Below are 13,386 nucleotides of genomic sequence, written 5' to 3'. Positions count from 1 at the left end.
ATCGTGGCTCGAAACGCGGCGGCAATGACGGCATTCGGACCGATGGTGCTCACCGCGATAGAGCAGCAGGAGCCGCCAGGACGTCGTCTGGTCGACGACGACCTGGCGGCTTCATTTCTACCCAGCAGCCTTCGCGCCCTGGTCGCCGCCATGCGGTTTGCGCCGTTGCGACGGGCGATGATCGCCAGCTCGGAGCGCTCCGGCCGCGGCATGTGGGCCAACATGGCGTGCCGCAAGCGCTATGCCGACGACAACCTGCTGGCCGCGCTGGGCGATATCGACGCGGTGGTGGTGCTGGGTGCCGGGTTCGACACCCGCGGCACCCGGCTGGCCCGCCGCGGCGACATCCCGGTGTTCGAGGTGGACCAGCCGATCAACATCGAGCGCAAACGTGCTGTGCTGAACCGGGTCTTCAGTACTCCCCCACCATCGGTACACCTGGTCGCGGTCGACTTTGAGCAGGACGACCTGATGGCCACCCTGGCCGCCCACGGTTATCGCCGCGACGCCCGTACCTTCTTCATCTGGGAGGGCGTCACCCAGTACCTGATTCCCGAGGCGGTAGCCGCCACGCTCGAACAACTGCGATCGGTGCCCGCCGGCAGCCGGCTCGACCTCACCTATATCCAGCGCGATTTCATCGACGGAGTGGACATCTCCGGCGCGCCGTCGCTGTATCGCCGGTTCCGCGAGCGCAATCAGGTCTGGAAGTTCGGGCTACGACCGGATGAGGTGCCCGAATTCCTCGGCGGTTTCGGTTGGCGGGTGATCGACCAGATGGGACCGGATCAGGTGATTGAGCGCTACGTGCGCCCCGCCGGTCGAACGCTGCCGGCCTCTGATCTGGAATGGTCGGCGCTGGCTGAAAAGGTCTAGCCCTACTTGCCGAACTCTCCCCCGCAAGCGGGAGGTGCCCCCACATCGCGGCTTGTACCTCGCCGCTTGATCGTCTTCCGGCTAGATCTCGAGTACGGTCGGGACAATCATCGGCTGCCGCCGGTAGGTCTCGCCGACCCATTTACCGACTGCGCGCCGGACCGCCTGAGCTACCCGCGCCGGGTCGGTGACCTGTTCGGAGACCAGCGTCTCCAACGCGTCTTGCGCCTTCTCCGCGGCCGGCTCGAGCGCCTTCGGGTCCTCGGAGAAGCCGCGCGAATGCAGGTGCACCGGGGCCACCGGCTTGCCGGTCGCCCGATTGACGACGACGGTCACTGCGATGAAACCCGAAGACAGCGTGAGCCTTTCGCCCAGCGTGGCATCACCGACGTCACCAAGCACCAGGCCGTCGACGAACACCTTGCCCACCGGTACCGCGCCCGCGATCTTGGCCTGGCCATTGACCAAGTCGACGCTGACGCCGTTCTCGGCCAGCACGACGTTCTCCTCCGGCACCCCGGTCCGGACCGCCAGCTTTGCGTTGGCTCGCAGGTGCCGCCACGTGCCGTGCACCGGCATCACATTGCGCGGCCGCACCCCGCGGTACAGGAACAGCAGCTCGCCGGCATAGGCATGACCGGACACATGCACGCGCACTTGCGCATTGGTGACCACCCGCGCGCCGATCTTGGCCAGCGCGTCGATGACCCCGTATACCGCTTCCTCGTTGCCGGGGATCAGCGAGCTGGACAGGATGATCAGGTCGCCGGGGGTCAAAGTGATACTGCGATGCTCGCCGCGTGACATTCGCGACAGCGCGGCCATCGGTTCGCCCTGGGTCCCGGTGGTGATAAGCACCACCCGTTCCGGCGGCAGCAGCTCGGCGGCGCCGATGTCGATCACGTCATCGTCATCGACGTTGAGGAAACCGAGTTCCTTGGCGATACCCATGTTCCGCACCATGGACCGCCCGACGAAGGACACCTTGCGCCCCAACGCAACTGCGGCGTCGATGATCTGCTGTACCCGGTCGACGTTGGATGCGAAACACGCCACGATGACGCGGCCGTCGGCACCACGGATCAGCCGGTGCAGGTTCGGCCCCACCTCGCTCTCCGATGGCCCGACTCCGGGGATCTCGGAATTGGTTGAGTCACAGAGGAATAGGTCGACCCCGGCCTCACCGAGGCGGGACATGCCGGGCAGGTCGGTGGGCCGACCGTCAGGTGGCAACTGGTCGAGTTTGATATCCCCGGTGTGCAGCACGGTACCGGCGCCGGTGTGCACGGCAATGGCCAGCGCGTCGGGGATCGAGTGGTTCACCGCGAAGTACTGGCATTCAAAGACGCCGTGGGTACTGCGCTGACCCTCGGCGACGATCTGCACTTTGGGCTTGAGCCGATGCTCGCGGCATTTCGCGGCAACCAGCGCTAAGGTGAAACGCGAACCGACGATGGGGATGTCGGGCCGCATCTTCAGCAAATACGGAATGGCGCCGATGTGGTCCTCATGGGCGTGGGTGAGCACTAGCGCCTCGATGTCGGCCAGCCGGTCCTCGATGTGCCGGATGTCCGGCAGGATGAGATCGACCGCAGGCTCGTCATGTGTGGGGAACAACACTCCGCAGTCGATGATCAGCAGCCGGCCAAGATGCTCGAAAACGGTCATATTGCGGCCGATTTCGCCGATGCCGCCCAGTGCCGTGACACGTAACCCACCCGGCTCAAGTGGGCCGGGTGGGGCGAAGTCAGGTCTGGTCACGTAAGCACCGACGCGGCACGCAGGTCTGTTGCCAGCTCGGCCACCTGCTCCGGAGTGGCCGGCACCTGGGGCAGCCGTGGATTGCCAACCTCGAGGCCCTGCAGCCGCAGCGCCTCCTTCGCCATGGTGACCCCGCCCAGGCGGTTCTGCGCCTCCGCGAGCGGGTTCAGCCCCACGTGAATCTTGCGCGCGGTAGCGATGTCACCGGAGTTGAACGCGGACAACAGGTCTCGCAGCTGGCCCGCGGCCACATGGCCCCACACGCTGATGAATCCGGTGGCGCCCATGGCCAGCCAGGGCAGGTTCAGGGCGTCGTCACCGGAGTAGTAGGCCAGGCCGGTCTCGGCCATGATCACCGCGCCGCCGTTCAGGTCCCCCTTGGCATCCTTGACCGCGACGATGTTCGGGTGCTGCGCCAGCGCGCGGATGGTGTCCCATTCGATGGGCACCGACGATCGCGGCGGGATGTCGTAGAGGATCACGGGCGCGTCGGTCGCATCTGCGACGGCGGTGAAATGCGCGATCAGGCCCGCTTGCGATGGCTTGGAGTAGTACGGGGTCACCACCAACAGACCGTGCGCGCCGGCCTCGGCACTGGCCTTGGCCAGCCGCACGCTGTGCGCGGTGTCGTAGCTGCCGGCACCGGCGATGATGCGTGCCCGGTCGCCCACTTCCTCGAGTACCGCCTCGAGCAGCGCGATCTTTTCGTCATCGGTGGTGGTGGGTGACTCGCCGGTGGTGCCGGACAGCACCAAGCCGTCGCACCCAGAGTCGACCAGGTGCTTGGCTACCTTCTTCGCACCCACCAGATCAAGGGAGCCGTCGGGGCCGAACGGCGTCACCATGGCAGTCAGCACGGTGCCCAACCGTGCGCTGACGTCGATTCCGGTGGTGGTCACGGGCATTTAGGTTACCCGTTGGTACTCAAACCGCGGAAACGCGCCGTCGTAGCCGCCGCGTCACCCCGAGAGTGGGACACGCTGTGCCACGGATGGTCTCACTCCTTGAGGACACCAGCGCGGCGCATCGCCGTCGAGATGTTTTCGAAGTCAATGGCAACGTGTGCGCGGGCCAGTGCCTCGGCGTCATCGCCGCGACCGTCGATGATCGCGGCGATCAATTCGCCGTGCTCGGTCACTGCCCGTAATTCCATCTGCCGCATGGTTTCCGGCTCACCCCACACGTGCGCCGGCGCGCCGATACTCACCGACGCCTCCAACTCCAGCAGCACCTGTTTGAGCACAGTGTTGTGAGCGGCATCCATGATTGCCAGGTGTAGCGCGCTGTCGGCCTGCTGGGCAGGCAACCCGGACTCGGCCGACCGATAGGCCTCCAGCCGCCGACTCAGTTCGGCGACATCGTGATCCGTGCGGGTTTCGGCGGCAGCCCGGCAGATGGCCCCGTGTACCCGGCAGATGGCATCACACCGGTCACGCAACTCGTCGACCCGCATGGTCAGCGTCCGGCCGACGGCTTCAGTGGACGAATCGGGCCATTGCTGGAGCACGTAGCTACCACCGCCGCGACCGCGCCTGGTCTCCACCAGTCCCAGCTGGACAAGCCGGGCCAGCGCCGCGCGGACCGTCATCCGGCCTACCCGCAGTGCGGCGGCCAGTTCGCGCTCGGCGGGCAGCCGCGCACCGGACAGGTACTCGCCGATGGCGATCGCGGTGACCAGCCGATCGGTGATCTCGTCTACCCGAGAGGGGGACGTGAGCTCACGATCGAGCAACCCGGGCACTCCGGGACCACTGAGCTGCGTCATTGTCGGCCGCCTCTCCCTCGCATCTCACACAAAATCGACGCGATCGTTAACAATAGACGTCAATGGTCTTGTAAAGAGACCATTAATGTCTCATGCTGGCCATCATGCCACGCACGACCACCACCGTCAGGTTCGGCGACCACCAGACCTGGGTTCAGATCACCACGCCCGAAACGCCCCGGCCGGGCGCGCTTCCGCTGTTCGTCCTGCACGGTGGGCCTGGGATGGCGCACAACTACGTCGCCAACATCGCTGAGCTGGCACAGGAGACCGGACGCACTGTCATCCACTACGACCAGATCGGCTGTGGCAACAGCAGCCACTTGCCCGATGCCCCCGCCGGCTTCTGGACACCGCAGCTGTTCGTCGACGAGTTCCACACGGTTCGCGCGGCGCTGGGCATCGAGCAGTACCACGTTTTGGGCCAATCATGGGGCGGCATGCTGGGCGCCGAGATCGCCGTCCGCCGGCCCGTAGGGCTCACATCGCTGTCGATATGCAACTCCCCCGCCTCCATGCAGTTGTGGGTCGAGGGCGCCGCCGAACTGCGCGCTCAGCTGCCCGCCGACACCCAGGCCGCACTGCGACGTCACGAGACCGGCGGCACCGTCAAAGCCACCGAGTACCTGGCCGCGACCATGGAGTTCTATCGCCGACACGTGTGCCGCGTGGTGCCGACGCCGCAGGACTTCATCGACAGCGAAGCCCAGGTGGAGGCCGACCCCACCGTCTACCACACCATGAACGGCCCCAACGAGTTTCACGTGATCGGGTCGCTGCGCGACTGGACGATTGTCGAGCGGCTCTCCTCGATCACCGCACCGGTGCTGGTGGTTGCCGGCGAGTTCGACGAGGCCACCCCTGCCACGTGGCAGCCCTATGTCGACAACATCTCCGATGTTCGTAGTCACGTGTTCCCCGATACCAGTCACTGCACGCACCTGGAGAAGCCCCAGGAGTTCCGCGCCGTGATCGCAGATTTCCTCGCCCAGTACGATCCGGCCGTCGCCCGGGTCTGACCAGCCGACCTCACCTGACAGGACACCTATGGCCACCACTGCCACCCACCTCACCACCGGTGAGGGCCAGCGCAGCCTCGAATCATTCGGATACGCACAGGAACTCAACCGTTCCGTATCCACCGCCGATCTGGTCGTCTACGGCCTGGTCTTCATGGTGCCCATCGCACCGTGGACTATCTTCGGCACCGTCTACAACAGCGCCTCGGGCATGGTGCCGCTGGTCTACCTCATCGGCTTGATCGCCATGGTGTTCACCGCGCTGGCGTACTCCCAGATGGCCAAGTCGTTCCCGCTGGCCGGCTCGGTGTTTGCCTACGTGGGCCGCGGTATCCACCCCGGCCTCGGTTTCTTCGCCGGCTGGACCATCCTGCTGGACTATCTGCTGATCCCGACCCTGCTCTACGTGTTCGCCGCAGAGTCCATGGTCGGACTCTTCCCCGGTACCCCGCGTTGGTTGTGGGCCGTGGTGTTCGTGGTGGTCAACACCGTCATCAACCTGCTCGGGGTCGGATCGCTGAAGATCGTGAACCGGCTGTTCCTGGCCCTCGAGATGGTGTTCCTGGTGGTGTTCGTCGTCATCGCGGTGCGCGCCATCAACGGTCAGACCCTGCCGCACGTGGGCTGGAGCACCTTGCCGATCTGGAACCCCGACGTGGTCACCGCGCCGTTGATCGCATCCGCACTGTCCATCGCCGTGCTGAGTTTCCTTGGCTTCGATGGCATTTCGACCATGGCGGAGGAGTCCACCGGAAAGCGCAATCCCGCCGGGCGGGCCATGATCATCGCGCTGTTCACGGTCGCATCTCTGTTCATCGCCCAGACCTGGCTGGCCAGCCTGCTCGCCGGTGGCCGGGCCTCGTTCAACGATGACGAGGCTGGTAACGCATTCTTCGAACTTGTCCGTGCGGCATCGAGCACCGGATGGATGAACGCGTTCTTCGTGGTCAACGTGCTGGCCGTCGGCTTCGCCAACGCGATGGCCGCCCAGGCAGCCACCAGCCGGCTGCTGTATTCGATGAGCCGCGACCGCCAGTTGCCGGCATTCCTGTCCAAGATCAGCTCGCGCCAGGTGCCCATCGCGGCGATCCTGGTGGTCAGCGTGCTGAGTCTGGCGCTGGTCCTGTTCTTCGTGGGTCAGATCGGGTTGATCTCATCGCTGGTGAACTTCGGTGCCCTGTTCGGATTCTGCCTGCTGCACATCTCGGTGATCTGGTACTACCTGGTGCGGCAGAAGTCGAAGAATTACCTGCTGCACCTGGTGGTCCCGGTGATCGGCTTCCTGATCATCGGCTACGTGCTGATCCACGCCGACATGCTGGCCAAGATCGGCGGCATCGTGTGGTTGGTGATCGGTGCAATCGTGTTCGGCGTCAACGTGTTCCGGGGCCGCGGGACACCTCAGGTGACCGGGGTCTAGGGGCCGCGAAGCGTGCGATGTGCTCTGCGTACCGTGACAGCGATCAGTAGTGCAGACGTAAACCTTGCGCAGGGCCTGGGACTGAGGTCTCAGCCATCGCCGGACCCCTGGCCTGTCGACCGCGCAGCTTCAGCATGAGTGGGCGCCAGGAACTCCATCTGCTCCCGCGCCCAACGCTTCGATCGCCAGATGCGGACAGAGCGCCAGACCTCTCCGAGTCGTCCTTGCCAACCGCCTGGACAAATCTCCACCAAACATGGCAGTGCCGACGATTTCGCCAGCCGTTTGTCGGCAGTCCATAGCGCTGGTTCAGCGCTAGCGATGACAGCGGTCCCCCGATCGGCGGACATACGGTTCATCCCGGTAACGGCCGATCGGTGGACAGACTCCGGGCGCCCGTTCGGAGACGCTTGACCCGACGGGGAGACCCACCTCGAGCCCAGTTGCCTGACTTAGGAAGAACGAAATGAGCTATCGCGTAATAGATCTGGTGTACGAACGTGCGAACGAGAAGGACTGGGACCTGATCTTCGACAGCGGACCCAACGGCGATCTGCAAACCGTCATCTGGGAGCACCCGTTGTTGAGCGCGGCCGGGCTGGTGACCGAGCTCGAGATCGTGTTCAGCCCGGACGGCCGGATCATCTCCGCGGAAAAGCGCCATGGCGAGACCTCCTACCGGCGTATCAGTTCCCCTGACACCTTCACCTCAACCGACATCTGTGTCCGAACACTGCAGCTGATGGCGAGCCCGAGATCGCGGCGCGAACTGACCAAGTCGACGCGCGATGAGAGGTTGAATGCCGTTGTCGATCCATTCTGGGCGGCAATAAGTTAGCCGAGCCCTCGGCGCAGCGCGGCCGCAAGACCCCCGCGATCACCGACCGTCACACCGCCAACCCCCAGCCAGGCCGCCATCGACCGCAGCTCGACGGCAAGCGCCGCCGCTACCCGCGTCCGATTGTGACTGTCCTCACTGAACGCACCGACGACGTGCAGCGCGTCGTCGGTGCGCTTGAGGTCAACCCGGCCCACGAGTTGCCCGTCAAGCAGGAAAGGCCAGACGTAATAACCGAATTCGCGTTTGGGCGCCGGGGTGTAGATCTCGATGCGATAGCGGAAGCCGAACAGCCGTTCCACCCGCGGCCGGAAAAAGATCAACGGGTCGAACGGGCACAGCAGCGCTGTGCCCCGGTCGGTACGCGGAATCTTCTGTCCGGCTCGCAGATATGCCGCGGTGCCGTCGATCGTGACGGGTTCCAACTCCCCCTCCGCCACCAAGGTGGCGAGCGCCGGCTTGACCTGCTTGGCACCGAGCCGGAAGTAGTCCCGAATATCGGCCTCGGTACCCACGCCCAACGCCCCGGCGGCCTTGAGCACCAACTGCCGCACCGCCTCCTCGTCAGAGACCTCACGGGCCAGCACGTCGGCCGGGAGCACCCGCTCGACCAAGTCGTAATGCCGGGCGAACCCGACGCGGGTGGCGGTGGTCAGCGTCCCCGACGACCACAACGCCTCGGCCACCCATTTGGTGTCGCTGCGTCCCCACCAAGGACCTTTCGCGCCACGCGGCTCTGCCTCCAAGTGGGCCTCAATCTGGCCGGCCGTCGACGGCCCCAGTTCCGCCACTGCAGCGACGATCTTTTCCGCCAGTTCGCCGTTGCGCCGCACGATTTCGGTACCCCAGCGCCCATGGGTGTATTCCCGCATGCGCCATCGCAGCAGCGGCCAGTCATCGACCGGGAGCAATGCGGCCTCATGAGCCCAGTACTCGATGAACTGGCGCGGCGAACGGGTCGTATGGCTCCAGACCAGGCCGTCAAGCACGTCCCGGTCATAGACCCCGAGCCGGCTGAACACCGGCGCGTAATGGGCCCGAACCGCAACCGAAACCGAATCTAATTGCAGCACTTGTATTCTGGACATCAGCCGTTTCAGGTGCGACCGGGTGACCGGGCCGGACGGCTTGGGCTCGTGAAAACCCTGGGCGGCGACGGCGATGCGACGGGCCTGCGCTGTGGTGAGTGTTGCCACCCTTACATCGTGGCGCAGCCCACCGACAAACTGACGCCCAGATCGGCAACGGTGTCGGATCAGAGGCCTACCATTCCTGCGGCACACCCCGTATTGGGGCTACGGTCGTCCCGTCCCGGCGCTGATGGAAAGGACCAGCAGTGAGCTACAACGCTGCAGACATCACCGAACTCGACGATGTCCAGCACACCCGCCTGCGGCCGGCGGTGAACCTGGGCCTGGACGTGCTCAACACCGCATTGCGCGAGCTCGTGGACAATGCGGTCGAGGAGGTCGCCGACCCCAGCCACGGCGGGTCCACCGTGACGATCACCCTGCACGCCGACGGGTCGGTCAGCGTCGCGGACGACGGCCGCGGCCTGCCCATCGACTCCGACCCCGTCACCGGGAAGAACGGCATCGTCAAGACACTCGGCACCGCGCGTGCGGGTGGCAAGTTCTCGGCGCATTCCGATGCTGCCAGCACCGGCGCGGGCCTGAACGGCATTGGCGCCGCTGCCGCAGTGTTCATCTCCGCGCGCACCGATGTGACCGTGCGCCGCGTCGGAAAGACCTACCTGCAGAGTTTCGGTCATGGCTACCCCGGCACGTTCGAGGGCAAAGACTTCGACCCCGACGCCGAGTTCACCCGCGCCGACACGCAGAAATTGCGCGGCACGGGCAACCGCAAGCCCGATGCGCACGGCACCACAGTGCGCATCCTGTTCGACCCGGCCGTGGTGCCGGATTCCAGTGTCGACGTTGGCGAGGTCCTGCTACGGGCACACGCCGCAGCTCGGATGTCGCCGGGTGTGCAGCTGGTCGTGGTCGACGAAGGCTGGCCTGGCGAGGAAGTTCCACCCGCCGTGCTGGAACCGTTCAACGGCCCGTGGGGCACCGAGGCATTGCTGGACCTCATGTGTACCGCGGCCGGCACCCCCCTGCCCGCTGTCCGTGCCGTCGTCGAGGGCCGCGGTGAATACACCACCGGGCGCGGCCCTACCCCGTTCCGGTGGTCGTTGACCGCCGGGCCGGCCGAACCCACGACGGTGGCCGCCTTCTGCAACACCGTGCGCACCCCTGGCGGCGGATCACACCTGACGGCCGCGGTGAAGGGGTTGTCCGAAGCATTGGCCGATCGCGCGTCCCGGATCCGCGACCTGGGTCTGGCCAAAGGTGAGGACGGCCCGGAGCCACAGGATTTCGCCGCGGTCACCGCGCTGGCCGTGGACACCCGTGCACCAGACGTGGGATGGGACTCCCAGGCCAAGACCGCGGTGTCGTCGCGGTCACTGAATGTGGCCATGGCCCCGGATGTGGCACGCAGCGTCACCATCTGGGCGGCCAACCCCGCCAACACCGACACGGTCTCACTGTGGACCAAGCTGGCGCTGGAGGCGGCCCGGGCACGACGCAGCGCCGAGGGCGCCAAGGCCCGGTCCCGCGCGGCCTCGAAGGCGAAAGGGCTGGGCACCAATCTGTCGCTACCACCGAAGCTGCTGCCCAGCCGGGAAACCGGCCGCGGTTCAGGTGCCGAACTGTTCCTGTGTGAGGGCGATTCCGCCCTGGGCACCATCAAAGCGGCGCGCGATGCCACCTTCCAGGCAGCCTTCCCGCTGAAAGGTAAGCCGCCCAACGTCTATGGGTTCACCGTGAGCAAGGCACGGGTCAAGGACGAGTTCGATTCCATCGAACGCATCCTGGGCTGCGGGCTGCGCGACAGCTGCGACCCCGAGCTGTGCCGCTACGACCGGATTCTGTTCGCGTCCGACGCCGACCCCGACGGCGGCAACATCAACTCGAGCCTGATCTCGATGTTCCTGGACTTCTACCGGCCGCTGGTCGAAGCCGGCATGGTCTACGTGACGCTGCCGCCGCTGTTCGTCGTCAAGGACGGACAGGAGCGGATTTACTGTCAGGACGAGTCCGAGCGCGACGCCGCCGTGGCCGAGTTGAAGACCAGGTCCAAGCGCAAGGTCGAGGTGCAGCGCAACAAGGGTCTCGGTGAGATGGATGCCGACGACTTCTGGAACACCGTGCTGGATCCGCAGCGGCGCACCGTGATTCGCGTGCATCTCGATGACGCTGAGAAGAAGTTGCACCACACCCTGTTTGGCGGGCCACCCGAGGGCCGGCGTACGTGGATGGCAGATGTCGCCGCGCTCGTCGACACCTCCGCGCTGGACCTGGATTAGGAAGAATCAACTGTGACCGCCACCCTGGACGTACCTGAACAGAACGCCGACCTGGTGCTCGACCAGAGCGCCGACGACTACTGGAACCACTACCAGCTGACCTTCGCGCTCTACAGCGTCAGCGACCGCGCCATCCCGTCGGCGTTCGACGGGCTCAAGCCAGGCCAGCGCCGCCTGCTCTACCAGATGCACGACTCGAAACTGCTGCCCGGCAACAAGCCGCAGAAGTCGTCCAAGGTCTGCTCGGCCGTCACCGGCAACCTGCACCCGCACGGCGGCGCGTCGATGTACGGGGCCGCCGCACTGATGGCCGCCGATTTCCAGCGCGTGAAAGTCATTGACGGACAAGGGGCTTTCCCCCGTATTCAAGGCGACATCCCCGCCGCTGACCGTTACACCGAGATGCGGTTGTCCGCGCCCGGTGCGGCACTCACTGCCGAACTCGACAACCACGCGGTACCGATGGTGTCCACCTTCGACGGCGAGTGGATCGAGCCGACAATCCTGCCGGCGCAGTGGCCGGTGCTGCTGTGCAATGGCGCGGTGGGTATCGCGGAAGGCTGGGCCACCAAGGTGCCGGCACACAATCCGCGCGAGGTCATGGCCGCGTGTCGGGCGCTGCTGAAAACCCCGAACATGACCGACGACAGGTTGGCCAAACTCATCCCCGGCCCCGACTGGGGCTGCGGATCGACGGTGGTCGGCACGGCGGGTATGCGGGAGTACCTCACCACCGGGCGCGGTGCGTTCACCGTTCGCGGCACCTTGTCGGTCGACGGGAAGAATGTTGTCATCACCGAGCTGCCGCCCGGTGTCGCGAGTAACACTGTGCAGGAACGGATCCGGGCGCTGGTCGAGTCCGGCGAAATGTCCGGTGTCGCCGACATGTCCGACCTGACCGACCGCCGCAACGGACTACGCATCGTCGTCACCGCCAAGCGCGGCCACAGCGCCGAAACCATCCGCGACCAACTGCTCGCCCTGACCCCGCTGGAGTCGACGTTCGCCGCCAGCCTGGTCGCCCTTGATGAGGACCGGGTGCCGCGCTGGTGGTCGGTGCGCGAGCTGATCAGCGCGTTCCTGCATCTGCGCGATTCGGTGGTGGTGCGCCGCAGCGAGTACCGCTTGGAGAAGGTCACCGCGCGCCGCCATCTGGTGGCGGGCCTGATGAAAATCCACCTCGACATTGACACCGCCGTGGCGGTCATCAGAGGCTCCGACACCGTTGACGAGGCGCGTCAGGGACTGCAGGAACGGTTCGAGATCGACGCCGAACAAGCGGATTACGTTCTGGGACTGCAGCTTCGCCGGCTGACCCGGCTCGACGTCATCGAACTGCAGAAAGAAGCCGAAAAGCTCGACGCCGAATTCGCCGAACTGACCGAGCTGGTGTCCAATCCGGATGCCCGCCGGAAAGTGATCGACAACGAGCTCGTGGAGACCGCGAAACTCTTCAAAGGACCAGAGTTCGACCGTCGCACGGTGCTGGATTTCGAGGGCACGCCCACGGCATCGAGTTCCGACGAGGACGGCCCCAGGGAGCGAAAAGTCAACGCCTCCTGGCGTCTTGATGATCGCGGGGTGTTCTCCGACAGCCACGGCGAACTGCTCACCTCGGGGCTTGGATGGGCGGTGTGGACCGACGGACGGGTCAAGTTCACCACCGGCAACGGCCTGCCGTTCAAGACCCGCGACATCCCGGTGGCACCTGACATCACCGGGCTCCTGCGTTCCGGTGTGCTGCCATCCGGCTACCACCTGGCGCTGGTGACGCGGCGCGGCAAGATTCTGCGCATCGACCCCGCCGCGGTGAATCCGCAGGGCGCGGCGGGCAACGGTGTAGCCGGGGTGAAGCTGACGGCTGGTGACCCCGGTGACGAGGTCATCGCTGCGCTGCCGATCACCTGTGAAAACGGCGAAGCTATCCTGTCGACATCCGAAAGGGGTTGGAAAGTAACCGAAGTCGCCGATATCCCGGTTAAGGGCCGTGGTGGCGCGGGCGTCGGATTCCACCCGTTCGTTAATGGCGAGGACGCATTGCTGTCGGCGTCGATCTCCCCCACCGGCTTCGTACGAGGCAAGAGGGCAGTGCGGGCCGAGAAGCGCGCGAAGGCTTCGGTGAAGGGCTCGGGTTCGGATGTGACGCCAGCAGAAGCGGTGAGCTAGAGGGCGTGTCCCGATTAGGTGCGCTGACCTGACCGTCGGTCCGAACCCCGAATTGTTGGGGCCCATAACTTGTCGGACCCTTCTGCTTTGATGGTGTTATGTCCACCACCGCAACACCTTTGGCCACCGAGGCGTCCCCCGGTGAGCGCCTGGAGGCGTTGTTCGACGAGG

The 13,386-nt window shown here is 65.6% G+C and carries 10 protein-coding genes; 6 read left to right on the top strand and 4 right to left on the bottom strand.

The genetic code is table 11. The features are described 5' to 3' along the window. Positions 1-3 precede the first annotated feature (3 nt). Positions 4-876 carry an SAM-dependent methyltransferase gene (locus tag M2432_RS21320; RefSeq protein ID WP_280828833.1) on the top strand — a complete coding sequence of 291 codons (873 nt, stop codon included), beginning with the start codon at positions 4-6 and terminating at the stop codon, positions 874-876. Positions 877-957: 81 nt separating this feature from the next. Here M2432_RS21320 and M2432_RS21315 read toward each other — a convergent pair whose 3' ends face one another. From M2432_RS21315 to M2432_RS21305, 3 genes are all read right to left on the bottom strand, one after another. Beyond that, positions 958-2,637, bottom strand: a complete 1,680-nt coding sequence (locus tag M2432_RS21315) for a ribonuclease J (protein ID WP_280828832.1) — start codon at positions 2,635-2,637, stop codon at positions 958-960. After that, positions 2,634-3,536: a 4-hydroxy-tetrahydrodipicolinate synthase gene (dapA, locus tag M2432_RS21310; protein ID WP_280828831.1), complete on the bottom strand. Its 903-nt coding sequence runs from the start codon at positions 3,534-3,536 to the stop codon at positions 2,634-2,636. Before dapA ends, M2432_RS21315 begins: the two co-directional genes overlap by 4 nt. A gap of 98 nt (positions 3,537-3,634) precedes the next feature. After that, positions 3,635-4,402 (bottom strand): GntR family transcriptional regulator, encoded by a 768-nt coding sequence (locus tag M2432_RS21305; RefSeq protein ID WP_280828830.1) that lies wholly within the window; start codon positions 4,400-4,402, stop codon positions 3,635-3,637. A 104-nt stretch (positions 4,403-4,506) separates the two neighbouring features. Between M2432_RS21305 and M2432_RS21300 the strand changes: the two genes are divergently transcribed. The 3 genes from M2432_RS21300 (at position 4,507) to M2432_RS21290 (ending at position 7,679) form a co-directional block, all read left to right on the top strand. Further along, the gene (locus tag M2432_RS21300) at positions 4,507-5,421 is read left to right on the top strand and encodes a proline iminopeptidase-family hydrolase (RefSeq protein ID WP_280828829.1); all 915 of its coding nucleotides are present in this window, start codon (positions 4,507-4,509) and stop codon (positions 5,419-5,421) included. A gap of 28 nt (positions 5,422-5,449) precedes the next feature. Then, the gene (locus M2432_RS21295) at positions 5,450-6,841 is read left to right on the top strand and encodes an APC family permease (RefSeq protein ID WP_280828828.1); all 1,392 of its coding nucleotides are present in this window, start codon (positions 5,450-5,452) and stop codon (positions 6,839-6,841) included. A gap of 466 nt (positions 6,842-7,307) precedes the next feature. Next, positions 7,308-7,679, top strand: a complete 372-nt coding sequence (locus M2432_RS21290) for a hypothetical protein (protein WP_280828827.1) — start codon at positions 7,308-7,310, stop codon at positions 7,677-7,679. Here M2432_RS21290 and M2432_RS21285 read toward each other — a convergent pair. After that, positions 7,676-8,875, bottom strand: coding sequence for a crosslink repair DNA glycosylase YcaQ family protein (locus M2432_RS21285; protein WP_280828826.1), 1,200 nt, complete (start codon positions 8,873-8,875; stop codon positions 7,676-7,678). The two genes, M2432_RS21290 and M2432_RS21285, sit on opposite strands and share 4 nt — an antisense overlap. A gap of 140 nt (positions 8,876-9,015) precedes the next feature. Here M2432_RS21285 and M2432_RS21280 point away from each other — a divergent pair, with 140 nt between their 5' ends. Together M2432_RS21280 and M2432_RS21275 are read left to right on the top strand one after the other, a co-directional pair. Further along, positions 9,016-11,049: a toprim domain-containing protein gene (locus M2432_RS21280; protein WP_280828825.1), complete on the top strand. Its 2,034-nt coding sequence runs from the start codon at positions 9,016-9,018 to the stop codon at positions 11,047-11,049. Positions 11,050-11,061: 12 nt separating this feature from the next. Then, a complete protein-coding gene (locus M2432_RS21275) occupies positions 11,062-13,215 on the top strand; it encodes a DNA gyrase subunit A (protein WP_280828824.1) in 2,154 nt (717 codons plus the stop codon). Positions 13,216-13,386 lie beyond the last annotated feature (171 nt).

The organism is Mycobacterium sp. OTB74, from assembly GCF_029892685.1.
GTDB lineage: Bacteria > Actinomycetota > Actinomycetes > Mycobacteriales > Mycobacteriaceae > Mycobacterium.
The sequence above is the reverse complement of the archived record's forward strand: the minus strand, read 5'-3'. Positions and strand labels throughout refer to the sequence as shown.